The sequence below is a fragment of the Chloroflexota bacterium genome, assembly GCA_026713825.1.
Lineage (GTDB): Bacteria > Chloroflexota > Dehalococcoidia > Lucifugimonadales > UBA1127 > UBA1127.
In genome coordinates, this window is record JAPONS010000067.1 from 1 (window position 1) to 20,544 (window position 20,544).

The following is a 20,544-nucleotide window of genomic DNA, read 5'->3' on the forward strand; positions in this document are numbered from 1 at the left end:
GGGTTGGGGGAGTCTGGGGTGGAGGAGGGGTTTTGGGTGGGGGCGCCCCACACGGCCCCTGGATCCCGGCTTCCGCCGGGATGGAGGTACGGGGGTGGCTAGTAGCCGACTTCTTCCAGGAAGGCGGGGTCATCGCGCCATTCTGTCCAGACCTGGACCCAGACTTCCAGGTAGATGGGGCGGTTGAAGAGGTCTTCCATCTGGAGGCGGGCGGCGGTGGCGACTTCTTTCATGGCGGCGCCGCCCTTGCCGATGAGGATTCGGCGCTGGGAGGCACGGTTGACGTAGACGACGACGCGGATGTAGTCCTTGGTGCGCTCCTCGCCGTCGGCTTCCAGGAACTCCTCGACCTCTACGGCGGTGTCGTAGGGGACCTCCTGGCCGAAGCGGCGGAAGAGCTGCTCGCGGACCATCTCGGAGGCGAGGAAGCGCTCTGAGCGGTCTGTGAGCTCGTCGGCGTCGTACTCGGGGCCGCGCTGGGGGAGGCGGTCGACGAGGAGCTTGAGGAGGAGGTCGGTGCCGTCGGCGTTGAGGGCGCTGATGGGGACGATTTCCAAGGACGGCGCGATCTCGTGGTAGGCCTGGATAACGGGAAGCAGGTGGGGCTTGCTCACCTTGTCGACCTTGTTGAGGGCGACCACCGTTGGCGTCTCCTCGGCTGCCAGCGCCTTGAGGAGCGACTTCTCCGTCTCGCCGGGGGGCCTGGGTTCGGCGACGAGGAGGGCGACGTCGGCGGCGAGCATCGCCTCCTGGACGTGGCCGAGCATGCGGCGGTCGAGGGCGTCGCGGGTGCGGCGCATGTATCCGGGGGTGTCCCAGAAGACGATCTGGTAGTCATCGTGCGTGAGGATGCCGAGGAGCTGCTGGCGCGTGGTCTGGGGGCGCGGCGATGTGATGGCCAGCTTCTCCCGAAGGAGCGTGTTCAGGAGCGTCGACTTGCCCGCGTTGGGCCGGCCGAGGATGGTGACGAAGCCCATCCGGTGCGGGGCTGCCGTCTTCCCGCGGCCCTTGCGCACACCCGCGCCGGCTGCGGGCTTTGTCGACGTCCCGGACGCTTTCGACGTTGCCATTGTGTGACGCGCCTGGCCGACTAGGTCTTCTCGCGCTTGAGGTAGACGACGGTGGTGCCGGAGGGGACACCCGCCTCGTCAGGATCAGACTCGTCGATGTACTCGGTCTCGGTGACGGCGACGAGCTCCCAGCCGTCCTCGCCCATCTCGTTGAGGATCTCCTCGTACTCGGCGACGCGGCCAGCGCCGTCCTCCACCTCGTCGCCCAACTCTATCACGCGGTATTCCCACCTTGCCATGTCGTGCTCCTATGTATCTTCGCGGCGGGCCACAAGCCCACCCGCCAATGGGCGCCGGCCACCGGCCGCGGCTGACACCGTTCCCGTCCTACAAGCTGTTGGCCATCTGGAAGGCCTTGCCTTCCATCTTTATGTCAGGGGCGTAGACCAGGTCCGTCTGCTGGAGCTCGCGGACGTTGAAGGCGCCCACCATGCCCATGCAGGCCCGGAGCGCGCCGGTCAGGTTCATGGTGCCGTCCGTGCGGGATGAGGGGCCAAAGAGCACCTCTTCCAGCGTGCCCTTGGTGCCGACGCGGATGCGGGTGCCCCGAGGGAGCGCCGGGTCCGGGGTCGCCATGCCCCAGTTGTAGCCGCGGCCGGGGGCCTCGACGGACTGGGCGAAGGGAGTTCCGAGCATGACGCCGTCGGCACCGGCGACCATGGACTTGCAGAAGTCGCCGCCGGTGCGGATGCCGCCGTCGGTGATGACGGAGACGTAGCGGCCGGTGCGGTGCAGGTACTCCTCGCGGGCAGCGGCGCAGTCCATCGTCGCGGTCACCTGGGGGACGCCGATGCCGACGACCTCGCGGCTGGTGCAAGCGGCGCCGGGGCCGATGCCGACGAGCAGGCCGCTGATGCCGTTCTCCATGAGCTCAAGCGCGACGTCGTAGCCGACGCAGTTGCCGACGATGACGGGGCGGCGGGTCTGCTCGACCAGCTCGGAGAAGATGAGGCCGCGATAGCTCTTGGAGATGTGGCGGGCCGTCGTCACGGTGGACTGCACGACGACGACATCGGCGCCGGCCTCGACGGCAATGGGGGCGAGCCGCTTGGCGCGCTGGGGCGTGATGGCGACGGCGCAGGGGACGTCGCCGGACTTGATCTCCTGGACTCGCTGGGCCACAAGCTCGTCCTGCACGGGCTGCTGGTAGAGGCGCTGCAGGAGTGCGGTGGCCTCCTCAATGGGCGTCTCCGCGACCTCGGCGAGCTTGTCGGCAGCGTCGGGGTAGCGGGTCCAGAGGCCCTCGAGGTTCAGGACGGCGAGGCCGCCCAGCTTGCCCATCTTGATGGCGAAGCCGGGCGAAACGACGGCGTCCATGGCAGATGCGAGAACGGGGATGGGGAAGCGGTGCTCACCGATGGTGAGGCCCATGTCTGCCTGCTCAGGGTTGATAGTGACTTGACCGGGGACAATAGCTACTTCGTCGAAACCGTAACTGCGGCGTACCTCCTTGAAGCGAGGCGCCCCCATAGGCCACTTCCTTTCTGCGGCGAATGGTTTCGGGGAGTTTAGCAACGGGGTTTTTCGCCGTCAATTTGCTTGAAACGCGCTTTGAACGGAGTTTTGGGGCAGGGCGGGTGTGCGCCGTTGGGCGCGGGCTTTCTGGATACCGGCATCCGCCGGTATGACGGAGTGGGCGGGGGGTGCGCGGTAAAAGTCAGAGGCCCGTCCGCAGGACAGGCCCCTTCCGCCGTAACGCTTTCAGCCGTATGTGGCATATACAAGCCCAAGGCCGATTACTCGCTCACCACGGGGTTGCGGAGCGTGCCGATGCCGGGGATCTCGACTTCCACCACGTCGCCGGGGTTGAGCTGGCTCGTCTGGCCGGGGGTGCCGGTGTAGATGACGTCGCCCGGGTCAAGGGTGACGTAGCGGCTGATCTCACTGATGACGGTGGGGATGTCGAAGATGAGGTCCTCTGCGTGGGCGTGGTTGTGGGTCTTCTCGCCGTTCACGGACACCTGGATGGTGAAGTCGAACGGGTCGACGTCGGTGCTGATGAAGGGACCGAGGGGGCCGAAGGTGTCGGCGCCCTTGGCGCGCCACCACTGCATGTCCTTCTCGGGGCCGTTCTGCCAATCGCGGGCGCTGACGTCGTTGCCGATGGTGTAGCCGAGGACGTACTCGAGGGCCTCTTCACGGGAGACCTTGCTGCACGTCTTGCTGATGATGGCAACGAGCTCGCCCTCCTCGTCGACACGGCCCGCGCCATCGGGGAGGACGATGTCCTCGCCGTCGGCGATGATGCAGTTGTGGGGCTTGTAGAAGCCTTCCACGCGCTTGGGGGCCGGGCGCTCGCCGAGGTGGGTGCTGTAGTTCAGGGCGATGGCGATGACCTTGCCGGGCTGCACGGGGGGAAGGATCTGCACTTCTTCAAGGGTGTGGGTGTGGTCGGTTACCTCATAGTCCTCAAAGGGCGTTGTGGTGATCTGCTTGACCTGACCGTCTTCCACCACGCCATAGGCGACCTCGCCGTGGGCGTAGTACCGAGCAAACTGCATCTTCCCTCCTTCAATGCATGGCGGCGAATGTGTTGCAAAAGAGTATAACGAATTTCGTTGTGGATGCCCAAGGGGGGATTTGGGCGATTTTTGGGAATCGGGGGAATCCGGGCGAGCGGCCGGACGGGTTGCCCGGCCCCTGGATCCCGGCCCCGTATCGGGGTACGGGGCATGCCTTCGCCGGGATGGAGGCGGAAGTGGTGGGAAGGGCGACGGAGGTTGGTTGTGGGGTGGGCTGCCGCCCCGGCCCCTCTCCTTTCCATTGGTTTGACATTCGTTGCGTTATGTCCGTAGCTGACGGGGAGGTTGTTTGCCCTTTGTTTTGTAGGGAAGGTGTCGCAAAGCAGCTACAAGTTGAAAAATTTTGCAAAAGGGCCACCCGCTCACATAGTCGTCGTAGGTCGTTCTGGTGGTTGATGGGGACGCACGTCATGGGAGGAGGGTAGCGGAGGCTGGGGTGTTTGCGCGAGGGGCTTGTGTCAGGGTGGTGCGCAGGTCGCTGAGGGTGGAGGATGACGAGAGGGGGGCTGAGGGGGGTGTCCCGGGGGTCGGTCGCGGGGGTGGGCCGCCCCTGGATCCCGGCATCCGCCGGGATGGAGGCGGAAGGAGAGGGGGATTGCGACGGTGGTTGGTTGTGGGGTGGGCGGGCTTGGGGCGAACGGAGAGGGGGGCTAGATGCCGGTGATGCGGATGGAGGAGTGGGCTTTGTAGATGCGGTTGATGTTGATGAGGAGCGAGGTGAGGTGCTCGACGTAGCGGGAGTTGACGAGGGCGCCGCCGTTGACGGCGCGGACGCCCTTGATGGACTCGGCAAGCTGCATGACTTTGGCCTTGGCGTCGGGGTCGTCGCCGCAGACGACGACATCGCAGTCGAGGGCGCGGAGGGGCATGAGCAGGTCGATGGCGCTAAGGTTATGGAAAGCGCCGACGACGGAGGACTCGGGAAGCAGGTCGCGGGCCTCCTCGGCGGCGGAGCCGGCGGGGACGGGGAGGGCCTGGGCCGAGCCCCGGACGAAGGCGAGGGGCGCGACGACGTTGACGATGACCTTGCCGCGCAGGTGCGGCTCAAGCTCCGTCAGCGTGTCCTTCTGGGCCGAGTAGGGCACGGCGATGAAGATGAGGCCGCCCACGCGGGCGGCCTCCTCGTTGGAGCCGCCCAAGACGCTGGTGTCGGGGTAGTTGCGGGGCAGGAGCGCGCGCACATCGGAGGCGGAGGCCACGCCGCGCTGGGGGTCGCGGGAGCCGAGGAAGATTTGCTCGCCGATGATGGCGAACCGCAGTGCGAGACCTCGGCCCTCGGGCCCGGTGCCGCCGATGAAGGAGATCATGGATGCCGCTCCGCTGCGTGTCTTCATGTGGCGTTTGGAATACCGCCACATTGAACTAGCATATCAGATTCGATACTACCCACCTAATGAACACACGCTGACGCCATAGCACCTGCAGGCGCCGGAGGCCCCGGAGAACGACGCGGGGCAAGGCTGAATGAACGGCCTGGTATGGTATCCTGCCTGCTATGGAATCAGCCTTGGCCATACGGGATGCGCTGGTACGCCGGTCGTTGCTGGTGGTGTCGCCACTGGACCGGGATGCGCTGGAGCGGGCGGTTGGCGCGGGCGCCGACGCGGTGGTACTCGACGTGGCGCGGGGACCGGCGGCGCACCGGCGCGAGGAGGCGCGGCGCGGTCTCGGCGCGGCGATTGCCTCGGTCGCGCAGTCGGGCGCGGAGGTCCTGTTGTGGACGGACGCCGGCGGCGCGGGGGCCGACCTTGCGGCGTGCGAGGGCGGTGTGTCCGGTGTGCTCGCGGCGGCGGAATCGGCGGCGGACGTTGCCTCGGTGGACGGCGCGCTGCGCGCGTGGGAGGCGGCACGGGGGTTGGGGCCGGGTTCGGTGAATATAGCGGTTGTGTTGGCGACCGGGGCGGCGGTGCGGGGGTGCGATGACATCGCCGGGGGGTGCTCACGCGTCGTCGCACTTGTGGTGGACGAGCGGGCGCTGGTGCGGAGCGCCGGGGAGAACGCCGCCGCGAGGCGTGAGCTTGCGGCGTACTATCGCGGCGCGGTGGTCGTGGCAGCGAAGGCGCTGGGCGTGCAGGCGCACGGGGCCGTCGCGCCGGGGTCGGGGGCGCTGGCCGCGGGGTACGCGACTATGGGGCGCCGCATGGGACTTCGCGGGGCGCTGTGCTTCGACGCCGACGCAGTATCGCTCGTCAACGCGGGATTCAGCCCAACGGAAGGGGAAGTCACGGCGGCGCGGCGCGTGCTGTCGGCCATGGAGGACGCAGTTGCCGGCGGCCGGGGCGCGATTGCAGCGTCGCCGGGGACGATGGCGGACCTAGCGAATGTGCGGCAGGCGCAGGCTGTCGTTGATCGCGCCGAGGCTATCCGCCGACGGCATGATCAGCCTGAACCTGATGGCGAGCCTTCGGCGACGGAACCCTCGACGGAGGAAGGGAGCGCACCGCCTTGGCGTTAGCGGACTACCTGCAACCGCATGAGCGCGTGGCGGCCGAGTGCGGGCATGTGGCGGCCACCAACCTGCGACTGATCCACTACGCCGCCCGCTCCGGCGCGCCGTTGTTCCGCGAGCTGCCGTACTCCGCAGTGCAGGGCATCAGGCTGGCGCAGCGTCCGCGCATCACGACGGTCGTGCTGGGCGCGCTCATCGCCGTGCTGAGCCTGCTGGCGGGGCCGGGATCGCCACTGCAGATCGGCGCCGCAGGGCTGGGCGCGGCCGCTGTGCTGCTGGGCATCGTGTTTGGCGACCTCTCACTGGTGATCACGACGGAGACGGGCGGCGCAAAGCCCACTCGCTGGCCGCTGCGTGAAGTTGGGCGGCGAGAGAGCCAGGAGCTGGTCAGCATTGCGCGGGCCGCAATGAACGGCGAGTACGATTTTGCCCCCGAACCCGCCCCCGCCCCCATGCCGCAGAGCGTGATCGCGCGCTCCGTGCTGCTGTTGCCGGCAGACGAAGCGGCGCTGACGCTGGCGGCGCTGAGCGGCGATGCCGACGTGATTTGCCTCGACCTGACGACGCTGGTGCATGCGTCCCGCCGTGCAGCGGCGCGGGAGCTTGTGCGGAGCGCCGTTGCCGCCGTGGCGGCGGCCGGGCGCCGGGTGTGGGTCCGCGTCAGCGTCGACGAGGCGGAGGCGGACGTGGCCGCCTGTGTGTGGCCGGGACTTGGGGCCGTTGCCGCGAGGGTGGAGTCGGCGGAGGACGCCCGGCGGCTGGAGGCGCTGCTCAACGACGTCGAGAGCGAGCGCAGCTTGATGGAACGGGTGCGGATCGTGGTGCAGGTGGAAACGGCCGCTGGGGTTTGGGCGCTGCGGGAGACGATGGGGGCTACGCCGCGCGTGTCCGGCGTGATTGTCGCGACGCACGATGCGCTCGACCTGCTGGGCAGGCCGGACGCACGGGCCAGGTGGGAGAAGCTGCGGCCGCCGGCGCTGCCGGAGGCCGCGCACCGGCGAGGGCGCATCGCCGCGGCAGCAGCGGCGGCGGGGGCGCCGGTGTACGCGAGCCTCGCAACGGGGATCGCGCCGGGGGGGCTTGTCGACGCGCTGGGCCACGATGCCCCGCAGCGGCTGGCCGATGCCGCAACGGCGGCCCGCGCGCATGGCTTCCATGGGGCGGTGACGCTGCACTCGGAGGCGGTCGCGGCGTGCAATGCGGCGTTTCCGGGAACGCGTGTGGCGAGCGCGCCCCCGGCGGCGGCACCCGCGCCCTCGGCGTTGCAGCCCGTTGTGCCCTCGCACTTCGGCATTGGGGTGGCGCGGGCGACCGAGGCGACCGCAGCCGCGATGCCCGACGCTTCGGCGGATAGAGCGGACGACGAGCCAGAGGCCCCAAGCGTTACGTCAACTTCTGCACCTTCGGCCGCGCCGCCTACGGCTCCGGTCGTGTGGCAGCCCGTCGTGCCCTCGCACTTCGGCATCCGCGTGCCGCCAAGGGAGCCCGACGGCTTCGAGGAGCCGGAGAGCGTCGAAACGCCGACTGTGGAGGAGCGCTAGGCCATGCCGCCCGTTCGACGGTCCATGCTGTTCACGCCGGCCAACGTCCGGCGGTTTGTAGAGGGTGTATGGCGGCATTCGGCGGACGTGGTGGCGCTGGACCTGGAGGACTCCGTGGCGCCGGAGGAGAAGGCGGCCGCCAGGGCGGCTGTGCGGGAGGCCATCGGGCTGGTGCAGCGCGGGGGTGCGGAGGCGGCGCTGCGGATCAACCACGACGCCGTCGAGGCGGACTGCGACGCTGGCGTGTGGCCGGGGCTGAGCGCCATCGTGCTGCCCAAGGCCGAGACGGCAGAGCAGGTGAGCGGGCTCGACGCGATGCTGTCCCGGCTGGAGGCGGCGCGGGGGATGGCGGCGGGCGGCGTGGAGATCATGCCGATGATCGAATCGGCGGTGGGGGTGCAGAACGCGCACGCCATCGCGTCGGCGAGCGCACGGGTGCGTTCGTTCGGCGTGCTGGGCGAGGCGGACCTGACCGCGGACCTGGGGCTCTCCTTCGACGACTTGCATGAGATCGACGTGCTGGGCTATGCGCGGGGCGAGGTTGGGCTTGCGGCGCGGGCGCTCGGCAAGACGGTGAACGGGCGCGCGTGGACGTCCGGGCGCTCGACGATAGCCGACTACGGCGACGCGGCGGCGATGGAGCGCTCGATGCGGGCGTCGTGGGAGGCGGGGTGCCGGAGCACCTTCTGCGTCCACCCGTCGCAGGTTGCGGCGGCGAACCGGGGGCTTCGGCCGACGGAGGCGGACGTGGTGCTGTGCGCCGAGGCCGTGCGCACGTACACGGAGGCGCGGCGGGAAGGGCGACCGTACGGTGTGCGGCAGGGCGTCATCATCGATGGGCGCATCGCGCGGGCGGCGCTGGACACCATCGCCTACTCGCTCGATTGCGCGGCCAAGGACGCGGGCAAGCTGCTGCGGCGGCGGGAGATGGAGGAGGCGCTCGCAGATGCGGCCTTAGCGGAGGGAGAGGGTCCGTAGCGTCCCCTCCCCTACAGCAGGCCGTCTGTGCGGAGGGCGGTGAAGGCTTGCTCGAAGCTGGCGAGGGTGCTCTGGACGTCGGCTTCGGTGTGGGCGGCGGAGATGAGGCCGGAGGGGCGGCCGCTCATGAGGTTTACGCCGGCGTTGATGGCGGCGAGACGCATTGCAGAGACTATGTTCGGCGGCGTTTGTTTCTGGCTCTCGGACGGGTGCAGGTGCTCGGCGTCGGAGCACTGGCACTGGGCGCCGAGGCGCACCTGGAAGATGGAGGCGACGCCGTAGCAGCAGCCCGGCACTTCCATCCGGGTCATGATGTCGTTGAGACCGGCGCGGAGCGTTGCGGCACGGGCGTCGGCGGTGGCGTTGGGCTCGCCCGTGGCGACAATCTGGAGAGCGGCCGCGCCCGCGGAGGCCGAGATAGGGTTGGCGTTGAACGTGCCGGGGTGGGCGACCCGGTTGTCGCCAACGCCCTCGTGGTGGGCGATCATGTCGATGATGTCGGCGCGGCCGCAGACGGCGCCGCCGGGCAGCCCGCCCGCGAGGATCTTCGCGAGGGTGGTGACGTCGGGCGTGACGCCGTACAACCCTTGCGCGCCGCCGGGCGACACGCGGAAGCCGGTCACGACCTCGTCGAATATCAGCAGCACGCCGTGCTTCAACGTCAGGTCGCGCAGGGCGTGGAGGAACTCGGGGTAGACGGGAACGTGGCCCATGCTCGCGCCCGTGGGCTCGAGGATGACGGCGGCGATGTCGTCGTGGGCCTCTAGGGCCTGCTCGACCAGCGCCGGGTCGTTGGGGGGCACGACGTAGGAGAGGGCGGCGACCTCTGGCGCGATGCCGCCCATGTTGCGGCTCGAACCCACGGCGAGGAGGTCATTCCAGCCGTGGAAGTGGTCCGTGAAGCGGAGGACGTGGGTCTTGCCGGTGTAGGCGCGCGCCAGCCGCAGGGCCAGCATGGTCGCCTCCGTGCCGGACGAGGTGAAGCGCACGCGCTCTGCCGAGGGCACCAATCGCAGCACCCAGCGGGCCCACTCCATCTCCTCGAGGTGGCTGGCGCCGCGGTGGGTGCCGCGCGAAAGGGCCTCGGTCACGGCCTGGATCACCTCGGGGCGCCCGTGGCCGAGCAGGAGGGCGCCGTGGCCCATAACGTAGTCGATGTACTCGTTGCCGTCGACGTCCCACTTGCGGCTGCCCTCGGCGTGGGTCACCACGAGGGGAAACGGGTCCATGTAGCGGGTGTCGTGGGTGACGCCGTCGGGGAAGATGCCGACAGCTTCCGCATGGAGCGCGGCGGACCCCGGGTGCTGCTGCGCGTACAGTTCCTGAATGGTTGGCATGCCGTCCCCCCTCAGTGGTGTTGTTGGTTGGCCGTATTGTGCCGCCCTGCGTCTCCGTCCATCCCCTTCGAGAGCCTCAGGACAGGCTTCGATTTCCCTCAGGACGAACGGAGACGCGCCCGAAACGGGCACGGTCCTATGCTATCATGCCCTGTCCGAATTTCGCTTGGGATGCCGATATGCGCAACTTCCTGACCCACCTAGAATGCACGGCCTGCGGGCAGCGCCACGACGCCGACGTGCTGCAGACGCTCTGCACGACTTGCAACAAAGTGCTGTACGCGCGCTACGATTTGGCCGCGGCGGCGAATGCCGTCTCGCCTGCCGACATCGCGCCGCGGGAGTCGACGATGTGGCGGTACCGCGAGGTGCTGCCTGTTCGCGACGGCGCCTTCGAGGTGACGCTCGGCGAGGGCGGGACGCCTTTGCTGCGCGCGGAGCAGCTTGGCGCGGCGCTGGGGTGCCCGGAGATGTACATCAAGGACGAGGGCAAGAACCCAACGGCGACGTTCAAGGCGCGCGGCATGGCGGCAGCCGTCTCGCGGGCGAAGGAACTCGGCTCGGAACGGCTGGTCGTGCCGAGCGCGGGCAACGCGGCGGGCGCGATGGCGGCCTACGCGGCGCGGGCGGGCATGCCGGCGTTCGTCTTCATGCCAGACACGACGCCGCAGTCAAACATTCTGGAATCGCGGATTGCCGGGGCGGCCGTGGAGCTGGTGGCAGGGCACATTGGCGACGCGGGCCGGGCGGCACGGGAGCGCGCGGCGGTCTCGCCCATGTTCGACATGTCCACGATGAAGGAGCCTTACCGCGTCGAGGGCAAGAAGACGCTGGGGTACGAGATCGCGGAGGCGCTGGGGTGGGAGCTGCCCGACGTCATCGTGTACCCGACGGGCGGCGGCACAGGGCTGCTCGGCATGTGGAAGGCGTTCGGGGAGATGGAGGAGATGGGGTGGATCCCGGCCGGGCGCCGCCCCCGCATGGTTGCCGTGCAGATGGTGGGGTGCGCGCCCATCGTGGCGGCCTTCCACGCGGGGCAGGAGTCGATCTCGCCGTGGGAGAACGCGGAGACGGTGGCGGCGGGGCTCCGGGTGCCGGGGCCTGTCGCAGACTACCTGATCCTGCAGTGCCTGCGCGAGAGCGGCGGGACGGCGCTGACCGTCACCGATGAGGAGGCGCTGGCCGCCGTGCCCGAGATGGCCGCGGCCGAGGGCGTCTTCGCGTGCCCGGAGGGGGCCGCGACGCTGGCCGCGCTGCGCAAGCTGCTCGCGTCGGGCGAGGTGGGCGGCTCGGAACGGGTCGTGCTGCTGAACACGGGGAGCGGGCTCAAGTACCTGGACGTGCTGGGGTAGCCGGCCGTGCAAGCCGTTCACCCTTCGATTTCCCTCAGGGCGAACGGCCAAGACGGCCCGATGGTGGTGGTGTGAGCATCGGTATAGTCTACGGGGCAGGCATAGGCATCGTCGTCGGGACCGTGCTCTTTGCGGTGACGGGCGAGGCCTGGTTGCCAGGGATGGGGGCGCCGATGGGCGCGGCGTTCGGCTTAGCCTTTCGCGCTGCTGCGGGCCGCCGAGGCCTCGACTAAACCGGATACCCTCGGGCGGCGTGACCTTGCCCCTACTCGCGATAGCTTGTAACTGCTATACTGTCAGCCAATGCATTCTTGGGGTGGCTATTTGCGCCCCTCTCGCTAGGAGAAATCGTCGAGAGTATGGGAACCTTCAAGCATCCGGCGCGGTCCGTCTGGCACACCTCAGTCTGCTCGCGGTGCAAGCGGGTGATTCAGCGGGTGCTGCTGCCCGGACTGCAGAAGCGCACGACGCACCGGGTCTGTGACCGGTGCCTCTCCGAGGGCAGCCAGGCACAGGGGCAGGCCGCAGCAGCCGCGGCTCCCGCCGCCGGCGGACGCAGGCCGCGAGGGCGCGGCGGACGCCGTCCGGCGACGCAGGCAGCTCCCGCCGCAGCCGAGTAGGCCAGACGACTCGACACACAAGACCGCCCAGGGCGCTTTCGCCCTGGGCGGTCTTACTATTGGACTTTGGCGGGTCCATGACGGGGCGGGATGCTCCGCCGGTGTGGGGTTGCCCCTGATTCATGGCAGACCCCGCGGCGGTTGCCAAAGGGTTTGGCACATGCGTGCTATGTGGTGTAATGTTGCCCGACAGGGAGAGCAGGAACATGCGGCACATACTGCACGCGGATATGGACGCCTTCTACGCGTCCGTCGAGCAGATGGACAACCCGGAGCTGGCGGGCAAGCCGGTGCTGGTGGGCGGGTCGCCGACGTCCCGGGGCGTCGTGGCGGCCGCGTCCTACGAGGCCCGGCGTTTCGGCGTGCACTCGGCCATGCCGATGAGCGTCGCGGTGCGGCAGTGCCCGCACGCGGTCATCGTGCGGCCGCGCTTCGACCGGTACCACGAGGTGTCCGAACAGATACGCGCGATCTTCCTCGGCGTCACGCCGCTGGTGGAGCCCCTGTCGCTCGACGAGGCGTACCTCGACATTACCGACGTCGTCACGCCGGACCGGAGCCCCGAGTCCATCGCACGGGAGATCAAGTCGCGGGTGCGGCTGGACGTGGGGCTGACCATCTCCGTCGGCGTCTCGACGTGCAAGTCGGTGGCCAAGGTGGCGTCGGACTTCGACAAGCCCGACGGGCTGACCGTGGTGCCGTCCGGTAGCGAGGGGGCGTTCCTGGCGCCATTGGCCGTCCGGAAGCTATGGGGCATCGGGCCGAAGACGGCGGCGCGGCTGGAGACGGAGGGCGTCCACACAATCGGACAGCTGGCGCAGAGGCCCGATGAGTGGTTCACGCGGTGGTTCGGCAAGCGGGGGCCTGAGATACGGCTGATGGCCAACGGGCAGGACGAGCACCCCGTTGCCACCGAGCGGGAGACCAAGTCCGTCAGCGCGGAGACGACGCTGGCCGAGGACGTGTCGGAGCTGGAGGACCTGCGGGCCATCGTGCGGCGGGTGAGCGAGCGGGTGGCGCGGCACCTGGAGGGCAGCGACCTGCAGGGGCGGACGGTCACGCTGAAGCTGCGGCTCTCGGACTTCACGACGTTCACGCGGCAGGTCACGCTCGCTGCGCCGGTGAGCGAGGCGTCGCAGATCGACGAGGTCGCGCAGGGCATACTCGTGCGGGAGGCGACGCCGGGGCGGTGGTTCCGGCTGATCGGCGTCGGGGTGTCGCACTTCGGGCCGGCGCCGGAGAACCCGCAGCTGGCGTTGTTTGGGGAGGAGTGAGGGTGGTCTCTATAGCCAACTGTGTACACAATATATTGACAATGGAGAGGTAGAACGGTAGTATTGGGGTGGATAGCCCGTGAGGGTTATCGAAAGGGTAGCCCGTGAGGGCTATCGTGGAAAGGGCAGGCTCAGGCTTGTCCTTTTTCATTTCAACAGCAGTTTTCTTCCATCCGGCACAAGCTTCTCACTTATGGCTTCATTTATTCTCTGCCCGTATACGCCGATGGGGTATGCCCCTGGTCCTTGCGCTTCCCGGACTGCGAGGATTTTCTGCTCGGCAGCTACGATGTCGGCCACCTGCAGACCCGCTATATTGTTCTGCTTCTTGCCAAACAAGAGCGATCCGTTTGGAAATAACGTTTTGAATGCGTCTGCCTTCAACTCGGTTGCCCAGGTTTCTCTGAGCCTCGAATAGAACTCCTGCAATTCATGGTTTTCCTTCTTCCCGCGCCCTTCCACCATGACGTCGGCTATGCCGTCCCTTTGCTCGGAGAGCCAGTGGCCGACGACGCTAAGCAGTTCCTCCATACAGCGATGATACGGCTCCACATTTCCCTTCCTTATGGCGTCTCCTTCATCCTTCTTGTCAAAGACGACTGTAGCTACGTACATGGGGACAAAGGCGAGAAATTTCAGAAGCGCGGCTTCCCACCCGGCATTCAGGCGCGTTTCCCTCAAGACGCCAAAGTGGGACTTTCTGTCCATTATCTGCTTCCTGATGAGCACCGGAGGATCATCAACATCGTATGTAAAGTGTTCCCGCTTGAGAGTCTCCAGCTCTTGTGGCACTGAAGGGTCATACTCAGTCTTCCGAAATACGACGGCGGTCAATCCCAAATATCGCGGTGCGGGATTGGGTGAGTCGTGAAATACATGGTCGCCGGACTCATCAATGTAGATGCGAAAGGACATTCGTAGATGATGGAAGACGAGCGCATCGCCGTCAAGTAAGGCTCCTCGCTTACCCTGTAGTTGAGCCTGCGCGCGCAACCCTGTAGCATAGTCGGCAGGAGGGCGGTATGGAGGTCATTCTGGGGTCACCGCGTGGGTTTTGCGCGGGCGTGGTGCGGGCCATCGACATTGTGGAGCTGGCGCTGCAACGGTACGGGAGCCCTGTGTACGTGCGGCATGAGATTGTGCACAACCCCTTTGTCGTGGAGGAGCTGCGGGGGAAGGGCGCGATCTTCGTGGAGGAGCTGGACGAAGTGCCGGACGGGCAGATGGTGATCTTCAGCGCGCACGGGGTATCGCCCGAGGTGCGCCACGAGGCGGACCGGCGCAGCCTGCGGGTCCTGGACGCCACATGCCCGCTCGTGACCAAGGTACACCTGGAGGCCATCAAGTACGGCGGGCAGGAGTACACGATCCTGCTCGTGGGGCACCGCGAACACCCGGAGACGATCGGCACGTCCGGCGAGGCGCCCGACCAGACGATCATCGTGGAGACCGTCGAGGACGCGCAGAGCGTGCAGGTGCCGGACCCGGAGCGGGTCGCGGCGCTGACGCAGACAACGCTGAGCGTCGACGACACGAAGGAGATCGTGGACGCGCTGCGAGAGCGCTTCCCGAACCTGCTCATCCGCAACGACATCTGCTACGCGACCACCAACCGGCAGATGGCGGCAAAGTCGCTGGCGGGGGACACGGACGTGGTGCTGGTCATAGGCGCGAGCAACAGCTCGAACTGCAACCGGCTGCGCGAGGTGGTGGAGGCGATGGGCATTCCGGCGCACCTGGTTAACGGGCCGGACGATCTCCCAGAGGACGCCGTCACGGGGGCCAAGCGCGTAGGCATCGTCTCAGGGGCGTCGACGCCGGAGAGCCTGGTGGAAGCCGTGGTGGCGAAGCTGGAGCCGTCGAGCATCGTCGCGCGGGACGTCATCGACGAGGACGTCACCTTCGTGCTGCCGCGCGAACTGCGCGACTAGCCGTCAACCTGCGAATTACAGCAAGAGGCCGCCGTTCATCCCCTTCGAGAGCCTCAGGACAGGCTTCGATTTCCCTCAGGATGAACGGCGGCTTGCGCTTGTCCGATTCTCGGCTACCAGTCCGGCGCGGCCTCGTAGATCTGCTGGATGAACTCCCACGTCCTGACGGCGTCGCCGAAGTGGGCGTTGGGCTGCTCGCCGGCCTGCAGGCAGTCGATGAAATAGCGGTGCTGGTGCCAGAAGCCGAGGTAGTGCTCCGGGTTGCTGCCGACGTCCTCGCTGAACACCTTGGAGTCGTAGACCTCGAGCTCGCCGCTGTCCTCGACGTAGGTGCTCTGCCGGTCCGCGTCGATGGTTGCGGTGGCGTTCTTGCCGAAGATCTCCGTGCGGAAGAAGCCGGCGGCCGTGGCGCCGGGGACGATCTGCGCACCGCCGCTGACGATGCTGTAGTGGAGCTGCCCAACAATGCCGCTGGCAAACTCCACCTGGGCCATGATGTGGTTTGCGACGGGGCCGGGGGTGTACACCGTGCGCACGTTGCTTGCGAGGCCCACGATGTCGCCGCCGCCGAGCCAACGCAGGTGGTCGACGGAGTGCATGCCGTCGCTGGTGAAGATGTCGAGCAGGCCAACGCCGCCGGTGTGCTGGCTGAAGTCGCGCGTGGACTTGAGGTTGGCGACGGTGACGGCGTGGATGGGCCCGCGCTCCTCGACTCGCGCCTTGAGGGCGGCCACCGACGGTACGTGACGACGCTGGAAGCCGACCATCGTGGTGCAGTCATTGAGCTCGGCGTAATGGGCGAGGAGCTTGATGCCGTGCAGGGTCACGCTCGGGGGCTTCTCGATGAAAACGTTGCGGCCCTGACTGAGGACGTACTGCGTCGGCTCGAAGACGTCCTGCGGGGGCATGATGACGTAGACCACCTCCGGGTCCACCTCGTCGAGCATCTTCTTGTAGTCGGTGTAGACCTTGGGAACCTCCCAGCGGGCGGCGGTCTCCTCGGCCTTCTCCGGGACGAGGTCGCACAGGGCGGCCAACTCGACGTCGGGCTGGGTGGCGACGGACGGGTAGTGGCGCCAGTTGGCCTGTTTGCCGGCGCCGATGAACGCGGCGCGAATCCTTGAACTTGCCATGGTTCCCCCTTTCCATGTGGCCGCGCGACAAGCGCACGCGATGCAGTCCCAAGCGGTGGGATGCGAGTATAGGAGTCGGGCGCGCGGGGGGTCAAGGAATGGGCGTCGCTCGCTTGACACTGCATTGCGCGGGCTTATGCTAGGCGCAAGCCAGGAGAGCGCCAAACAGCGTCGAGGAGGCGAGTTATGTCAGAGTGGTTGGGGCGCGAGTACAACTACGACGTCTGGCGGCCGTCGCAGGCCGAGTTCCAGCTCCTGAAGGAGATCCACCACGCGGGCGACGCCGCGCCGGACTTCACGCTGCCGCTGCTCGACGGCGGCGAGCTGAGCCTGTCGGACCTGAAGGGCAAGCCGGTGGTCATGGAGTTTGGCTCGATCACCTGACCGCCGTGCCAGGGGGAGTTCCCCCTCATGGACCAGCTGGCCCGCGACTACGCGGACCGGGCGCACTTCGTCTTCGTGTACGTGCGGGAGGCGCACCCGGACGACTTCCCGCAGTGGCCGGAGCACAAGAGCATCGAGCAGAAGTTCGAGCAGGCGCGGCTGATGCAGGAGAGGCACGGGACGCCGCGCACCATCGTCATCGATGACCTCGACGGGGCCGTGCACCGCGCGTGGGGCGGGATGCCGAACATGAGCTGGATCATCGACCACACGGGGCGGGTGTTCTTCAAGGCCGGGTGGACGGTGGAGGCGGACCTGCGCGCGGGGCTGGAGGACTACTTCGACCTGCGGGAGCGGATGCGCGAGGGCTCGACGGCGCGGTACTACAAGGAGATCATCACGGCGACGCCGCGGATGCGCGAGGCGGGGGGCATGATGCGGCCGCAGCGGGAGCCAGCGGAGTCCGGTCGGATTCCGGCGGAGAGCGGCGGGTAGCGGCAACGTACGTCCTGAGAAAGAAGACCGCCCCGTTCATCACAGTGTGAACGGGGCGGTCTTGTTCAGGGATGCACCTATTGGATCAATTGGCTGGAGGTTGCTCCTTCTCCACAAGTCTCCCCGAAAGGTACTTGTGGACCACGCTAGAGAGCAAACTTTGCCGCGACAAGCCCTCCTCGTGGGCTCTGGCACTCGCAAGCATGTAGTCCCGCTCCGTAACGCGAAGTTGGATCCGCCTATTCTTTGCGTACGTGTTGCGAGCCGCTTCCCCAGCATCCGCGATGGCCTGCTCAACGTTGGGCACGGAGACGGTTTCGCCTTGCTCGAAGGCCTTCAGAACCTCCCGCTCCTCGTCGTCCAGCTTGTTCTTCATCAATTCATCGCTCATTGAGGCCGCCTCCCTCGATAACCTCTGGTCGCCTTGCGACTTGGGATAATCGTCTTGAGAAAGCCTTTGCCGTCAGGCTGTGTCACAAAGGGTACCAAGTAATAGTAGTCGTCTATCTCCACAACGAAAACTTGCTGACCCGGATAGCGCTCCAAATTTGGGTGAACGAACACGTCCACCAAGTAGCCTTCTCCAATTGCGGAAACCACCCTGCCGAAAGAGATTCCCCGCTGTTCAATGAGCTGTCTATCCTTTTCCTCGCTCCACTCAAACTCAGTGGGCATGGGTCAATGTTCCTCTCCTGCACACCAATTGGCAACCCCAGTCGTTGGGCGCGTGAAAGTACGAGACCTGCGTCTTCACAGTAGCATCGTCGGCATCAGGCGCGAGCGCACCAAGGTCGACTTAGTTCACGCTGTCTGCGACTTCCTTGAAGCGGCGGATCACGTCGATGTGCTGGTCGACTGACGTGTATCCGGCGCCCATGGTGACGGCGTCGAGCTGGGTGGCGCCCGTTTCCTTCCACCACTCGACCGCGGCCGCCCACTCGCTCTCGGGTATGCGGGCCGGGTTCATGCGGGCGCAGATCTCGATGTCCGCCGGGTCGCGGCCCGCCTCCCTGGCGTAGTCGCACATCTTCTGAATGTGCTGCCGGCCAGCGTCGTCCATCTGGGCCTGCGGGAGCCAGCCGTCGGCGAGCGTGGCCACGCGACGGAGCACCGGGTCGGCGCCGCCGCCCATCCAGATGGGGATGGGGCGCTGCACGGGCATGGGGTTGAGGCCCGCTCCGGACACGGTGTGCCACTGGCCTGCGAAGTCGACGGACTCTTCGGTCCACAGCTTGCGCAACAGGGCGACCTGCTCCTCCACTCGCCTGCCGCGGTTGTGGAAGTCCTGGCCGAGGGCCTCGTACTCGACGCGGTTCCAGCCGAGACCGACGCCGAGGCGCATCCGGCCGTTGCTGAGCACGTCGACGGCGGCGGCCTGCTTGGCAACGAGGGCCGTCTGCCGCTGCGGCAGGATTATGATGCCGGTGGTCAGCTTGATGGCGGAGGTCACCGCCGCCAGGTAGCCGAAGAGGACAAAGGGCTCATGGAAGGCGGATTCCATGGTGTAGAGGCCGCCCCAGTCCGGGTGCTTGGCCGGATCGGCGCCAAGGACGTGGTCGTAGGCCAGGATGTGCTCATAACCGAGCTCCTCCGAAGTCTGCGCGAATTCGCGAATGGCGCCCGCGTCGTCGCCGATCTCCGTCTGCGGGAAAATCACACCTAGCTTCATGGAAGGCACCTCGAATGCAGAGTGGTAGCGGGGGTCTACTTCGCGCCGACGGCGGGGCCGCTGCGGGTCAGGACGCCGGGAAGCAGCAGCGAGGCGAGCGTCCCGATCGCATAGAAGATGGCACCGTACAGGAAGAAGACGCTGAGGCCATAGATCTCGGTCAGGACGCCGATGACGATTGGAGACATGGCGCCGAACATGGCGTTCACGCCCCAGAGCAGCCCGATCATGCTGCCCTCGAGGTGGAGGCCCTCGGCCATGTCCATGGAGCCTGCCTGCGTCAGCGAGTTGACGGAGAACATGAAGACGCCGGCCAGCGCGACAAGTCCGGCGAGCGCGAGGCCATCGTTGTAGACGATCATCAGGGAGACGATGACCGTGCTGCAGGCCATGATCATGAAGATGACGCGGCCTCGACCCCATGAGTCGGACATGCGCCCGAAGACGGGGCCGGTGAAGATGGCGATGGCCGTAAGCAGCGAGACGTAGACGCCGATGGCCCACGCTTCCATCTCCAGCTCCCGGCGCAGGTAGATGGGCAGGAAGAGGAGCACCGCACCGTCGGCGATGCCTCGGACGCCGCCCACGAACAACAACGCGACGAAGGACTTGTAGCGGAAGAGCCGGCCTATGTCGCTCAGCTGCTCGCCGAGGGTGCGGTCGCCGCCCTGGACGGCGACGCGCTTGGCGCCGCCGATGCTGCGCAGGTAGACCATGATGAAGACGGCCACGCCGAATGCGATCGGGAAGACGCCCCACAGGATCGCCTGCCAGGCGATGATGCCGAGCAGGAGGCCGAAGACGGCGGGGGCGATGGTCTCGCCGACGTTGCCGGCGGAGCGGTGGAGCGAGATGTAGAAGCCCCGACGCTCCGGGAATCGCTGCGACAGGATGCCGAGGGCCGGCGGGTGCCAGATGGAACCAGCCGCGGCGGCGAAGCCCAGGGCGATGATGATGACGTAGTAGTTGGGGAAGACGCCTATGAGCAGGTAGCCGAAGCCCATGAGGCCGATGCTGCCGGCGAGGATGGGGCCTCGGAGGTGCTGGACGCGGTCGGTGATGACACCGCCGCCCATGCTGGCGACGCCGCTGGAGATGCGGCGGACGGCCTCCATGACGCCGGCCGCGATGTAGCCGATGCCGAGGGTTTCCATCATGAATGGAAGCAGCACGAGGAAGCCGCGGGAGTAGACGTGCTGCATGGTGTGCGTTGCGATGAGGGCCCACGCGACGAAGAGGTCGCTCTGGCCGCGCTCGGAGCGCGGGCGCTCCTGGACGGCAACGGGGCGGGCGATGTCGGCTTGGGCCATTCAGGTCTCCGTGGGAAGTGTCCGTGGCTAACGTGACGATGCTACGGGCGCGGGCGTGGGGGTGTCAAGGTTGAGGGGAGCGGAGAGCGTCCGGCTTGGGGAGAATTGGTGGGCGAGCGGGGCGGGTCAGGCCCGCCGCTGGTCTCGAACAGGGCGGCCTACGCGCTACCTGTTCCGATTCGGCGTCTGGCGTCGGGCAAGTGCAGACAGCGTTGACCAGTCACCGCGAATCAGGGCTTCCTTCTTTGCCCTTGACCATTTTTTCACCTAGAATTCTGCGGCGAGCGCCTCTTCGCGAGTATAGAAGGCTTCAGCATAGACGAGAGTTACGGGGCGTCTGGTTGCAGTGTACCCCGGCAGTTCCCCGTTCTGATGTGCCGCCAACCTGCCCTCCAGCGCGTCAGAGTGGCCCGCGTAATAGGAGCCGTCGGCACAGCGGAGAATGTATACCCAGAAAGCCATTTGGCGGGGAGTTTACC

General features: G+C 67.2%; 21 protein-coding genes and 1 pseudogene. 9 read left to right on the forward strand and 13 right to left on the reverse strand.

Annotated features, from left to right (window positions below):
- Positions 1–98 precede the first annotated feature (98 nt).
- The 5 genes from era to npdG form a co-directional block, all read right to left on the reverse strand.
- Positions 99–1,070 carry a GTPase Era gene (gene era, locus OXC99_07960; protein ID MCY4624918.1) on the reverse strand — a complete coding sequence of 324 codons (972 nt, stop codon included), beginning with the start codon at positions 1,068–1,070 and terminating at the stop codon, positions 99–101.
- 20 nt (positions 1,071–1,090) lie between these two features.
- A complete protein-coding gene (locus tag OXC99_07965) occupies positions 1,091–1,309 on the reverse strand; it encodes a DUF4177 domain-containing protein (protein ID MCY4624919.1) in 219 nt (72 codons plus the stop codon).
- 88 nt (positions 1,310–1,397) lie between these two features.
- Positions 1,398–2,540, reverse strand: a complete 1,143-nt coding sequence (locus OXC99_07970; protein MCY4624920.1) for a GuaB3 family IMP dehydrogenase-related protein — start codon at positions 2,538–2,540, stop codon at positions 1,398–1,400.
- A 266-nt stretch (positions 2,541–2,806) separates the two neighbouring features.
- On the reverse strand, positions 2,807–3,571 hold the full coding sequence (locus tag OXC99_07975; GenBank protein MCY4624921.1) for a fumarylacetoacetate hydrolase family protein: 765 nt from the start codon (positions 3,569–3,571) through the stop codon (positions 2,807–2,809).
- 671 nt (positions 3,572–4,242) lie between these two features.
- On the reverse strand, positions 4,243–4,926 hold the full coding sequence (gene npdG, locus OXC99_07980) for an NADPH-dependent F420 reductase (GenBank protein MCY4624922.1): 684 nt from the start codon (positions 4,924–4,926) through the stop codon (positions 4,243–4,245).
- 161 nt (positions 4,927–5,087) lie between these two features.
- Here npdG and OXC99_07985 point away from each other — a divergent pair, with 161 nt between their 5' ends.
- From OXC99_07985 to OXC99_07995, 3 genes are read left to right on the forward strand one after another with little or no spacing between them, the layout of a single operon-like run.
- Positions 5,088–6,047, forward strand: a complete 960-nt coding sequence (locus OXC99_07985; GenBank protein ID MCY4624923.1) for an aldolase/citrate lyase family protein — start codon at positions 5,088–5,090, stop codon at positions 6,045–6,047.
- Entirely contained in the window at positions 6,038–7,582 is a 1,545-nt protein-coding gene (locus OXC99_07990) for an aldolase/citrate lyase family protein (GenBank protein MCY4624924.1), read from the forward strand. Before OXC99_07985 ends, OXC99_07990 begins: the two co-directional genes overlap by 10 nt.
- Before the next feature lie 3 nt (positions 7,583–7,585).
- The gene (locus tag OXC99_07995; GenBank protein ID MCY4624925.1) at positions 7,586–8,560 is read left to right on the forward strand and encodes an aldolase/citrate lyase family protein; all 975 of its coding nucleotides are present in this window, start codon (positions 7,586–7,588) and stop codon (positions 8,558–8,560) included.
- A gap of 11 nt (positions 8,561–8,571) precedes the next feature.
- Here OXC99_07995 and OXC99_08000 read toward each other — a convergent pair whose 3' ends face one another.
- Positions 8,572–9,897, reverse strand: a complete 1,326-nt coding sequence (locus OXC99_08000) for an aspartate aminotransferase family protein (GenBank protein ID MCY4624926.1) — start codon at positions 9,895–9,897, stop codon at positions 8,572–8,574.
- A gap of 179 nt (positions 9,898–10,076) precedes the next feature.
- Here OXC99_08000 and OXC99_08005 point away from each other — a divergent pair, with 179 nt between their 5' ends.
- From OXC99_08005 to OXC99_08020, 4 genes are all read left to right on the forward strand, one after another.
- Positions 10,077–11,249, forward strand: a complete 1,173-nt coding sequence (locus OXC99_08005) for a threonine synthase (protein ID MCY4624927.1) — start codon at positions 10,077–10,079, stop codon at positions 11,247–11,249.
- A gap of 71 nt (positions 11,250–11,320) precedes the next feature.
- Entirely contained in the window at positions 11,321–11,482 is a 162-nt protein-coding gene (locus OXC99_08010) for a hypothetical protein (protein ID MCY4624928.1), read from the forward strand.
- Between the two features lie 126 nt (positions 11,483–11,608).
- Positions 11,609–11,869 (forward strand): hypothetical protein, encoded by a 261-nt coding sequence (locus OXC99_08015; GenBank protein ID MCY4624929.1) that lies wholly within the window; start codon positions 11,609–11,611, stop codon positions 11,867–11,869.
- 122 nt (positions 11,870–11,991) lie between these two features.
- The gene (locus OXC99_08020; GenBank protein ID MCY4624930.1) at positions 11,992–13,143 is read left to right on the forward strand and encodes a DNA polymerase IV; all 1,152 of its coding nucleotides are present in this window, start codon (positions 11,992–11,994) and stop codon (positions 13,141–13,143) included.
- 147 nt (positions 13,144–13,290) lie between these two features.
- Here OXC99_08020 and OXC99_08025 read toward each other — a convergent pair whose 3' ends face one another.
- Positions 13,291–14,058, reverse strand: coding sequence for a DUF3800 domain-containing protein (locus tag OXC99_08025; protein MCY4624931.1), 768 nt, complete (start codon positions 14,056–14,058; stop codon positions 13,291–13,293).
- A gap of 107 nt (positions 14,059–14,165) precedes the next feature.
- Between OXC99_08025 and ispH the strand changes: the two genes are divergently transcribed.
- Positions 14,166–15,074: a 4-hydroxy-3-methylbut-2-enyl diphosphate reductase gene (gene ispH / locus OXC99_08030; protein MCY4624932.1), complete on the forward strand. Its 909-nt coding sequence runs from the start codon at positions 14,166–14,168 to the stop codon at positions 15,072–15,074.
- A 113-nt stretch (positions 15,075–15,187) separates the two neighbouring features.
- On the opposite strand, the gene OXC99_08035 is transcribed toward ispH, so the two are convergent.
- Positions 15,188–16,207, reverse strand: a complete 1,020-nt coding sequence (locus OXC99_08035; protein ID MCY4624933.1) for a Gfo/Idh/MocA family oxidoreductase — start codon at positions 16,205–16,207, stop codon at positions 15,188–15,190.
- A 186-nt stretch (positions 16,208–16,393) separates the two neighbouring features.
- On the opposite strand from OXC99_08035, the gene OXC99_08040 reads away from it, so the two are divergent.
- Entirely contained in the window at positions 16,394–17,086 is a 693-nt protein-coding gene (locus tag OXC99_08040; GenBank protein MCY4624934.1) for a TlpA disulfide reductase family protein, read from the forward strand.
- An 85-nt stretch (positions 17,087–17,171) separates the two neighbouring features.
- Here OXC99_08040 and OXC99_08045 read toward each other — a convergent pair whose 3' ends face one another.
- From OXC99_08045 to OXC99_08065, 5 genes and pseudogenes are all read right to left on the reverse strand, one after another.
- Positions 17,172–17,477: an antitoxin gene (locus OXC99_08045; GenBank protein ID MCY4624935.1), complete on the reverse strand. Its 306-nt coding sequence runs from the start codon at positions 17,475–17,477 to the stop codon at positions 17,172–17,174.
- Positions 17,474–17,761 carry a toxin gene (locus OXC99_08050; GenBank protein MCY4624936.1) on the reverse strand — a complete coding sequence of 96 codons (288 nt, stop codon included), beginning with the start codon at positions 17,759–17,761 and terminating at the stop codon, positions 17,474–17,476. Before OXC99_08050 ends, OXC99_08045 begins: the two co-directional genes overlap by 4 nt.
- Positions 17,762–17,882: 121 nt before the next feature.
- Positions 17,883–18,755: an LLM class F420-dependent oxidoreductase gene (locus OXC99_08055; GenBank protein MCY4624937.1), complete on the reverse strand. Its 873-nt coding sequence runs from the start codon at positions 18,753–18,755 to the stop codon at positions 17,883–17,885.
- Positions 18,756–18,790: 35 nt separating this feature from the next.
- A complete protein-coding gene (locus tag OXC99_08060; protein MCY4624938.1) occupies positions 18,791–20,065 on the reverse strand; it encodes an MFS transporter in 1,275 nt (424 codons plus the stop codon).
- 165 nt (positions 20,066–20,230) lie between these two features.
- A pseudogene (locus OXC99_08065) lies at positions 20,231–20,527 on the reverse strand (GIY-YIG nuclease family protein).
- Positions 20,528–20,544: the final 17 nt, after the last annotated feature.

Coding starts and splice junctions, on each gene's coding strand:
- era (MCY4624918.1), bottom strand. CDS start 1,070: ATGGCAACGTCGAAAGCGTCCGGGACGTCGACAAAGCCCGCAGCCGGC.
- OXC99_07965 (MCY4624919.1), bottom strand. CDS start 1,309: ATGGCAAGGTGGGAATACCGCGTGATAGAGTTGGGCGACGAGGTGGAG.
- OXC99_07970 (MCY4624920.1), bottom strand. CDS start 2,540: ATGGGGGCGCCTCGCTTCAAGGAGGTACGCCGCAGTTACGGTTTCGAC.
- OXC99_07975 (MCY4624921.1), bottom strand. CDS start 3,571: ATGCAGTTTGCTCGGTACTACGCCCACGGCGAGGTCGCCTATGGCGTG.
- npdG (MCY4624922.1), bottom strand. CDS start 4,926: ATGAAGACACGCAGCGGAGCGGCATCCATGATCTCCTTCATCGGCGGC.
- OXC99_07985 (MCY4624923.1), top strand. CDS start 5,088: ATGGAATCAGCCTTGGCCATACGGGATGCGCTGGTACGCCGGTCGTTG.
- OXC99_07995 (MCY4624925.1), top strand. CDS start 7,586: ATGCCGCCCGTTCGACGGTCCATGCTGTTCACGCCGGCCAACGTCCGG.
- OXC99_08000 (MCY4624926.1), bottom strand. CDS start 9,897: ATGCCAACCATTCAGGAACTGTACGCGCAGCAGCACCCGGGGTCCGCC.
- OXC99_08005 (MCY4624927.1), top strand. CDS start 10,077: ATGCGCAACTTCCTGACCCACCTAGAATGCACGGCCTGCGGGCAGCGC.
- OXC99_08015 (MCY4624929.1), top strand. CDS start 11,609: ATGGGAACCTTCAAGCATCCGGCGCGGTCCGTCTGGCACACCTCAGTC.
- OXC99_08020 (MCY4624930.1), top strand. CDS start 11,992: ATGGCAGACCCCGCGGCGGTTGCCAAAGGGTTTGGCACATGCGTGCTA.
- OXC99_08025 (MCY4624931.1), bottom strand. CDS start 14,058: ATGTCCTTTCGCATCTACATTGATGAGTCCGGCGACCATGTATTTCAC.
- ispH (MCY4624932.1), top strand. CDS start 14,166: ATGGAGGTCATTCTGGGGTCACCGCGTGGGTTTTGCGCGGGCGTGGTG.
- OXC99_08035 (MCY4624933.1), bottom strand. CDS start 16,207: ATGGCAAGTTCAAGGATTCGCGCCGCGTTCATCGGCGCCGGCAAACAG.
- OXC99_08045 (MCY4624935.1), bottom strand. CDS start 17,477: ATGAGCGATGAATTGATGAAGAACAAGCTGGACGACGAGGAGCGGGAG.
- OXC99_08050 (MCY4624936.1), bottom strand. CDS start 17,761: ATGCCCACTGAGTTTGAGTGGAGCGAGGAAAAGGATAGACAGCTCATT.
- OXC99_08055 (MCY4624937.1), bottom strand. CDS start 18,755: ATGAAGCTAGGTGTGATTTTCCCGCAGACGGAGATCGGCGACGACGCG.
- OXC99_08060 (MCY4624938.1), bottom strand. CDS start 20,065: ATGGCCCAAGCCGACATCGCCCGCCCCGTTGCCGTCCAGGAGCGCCCG.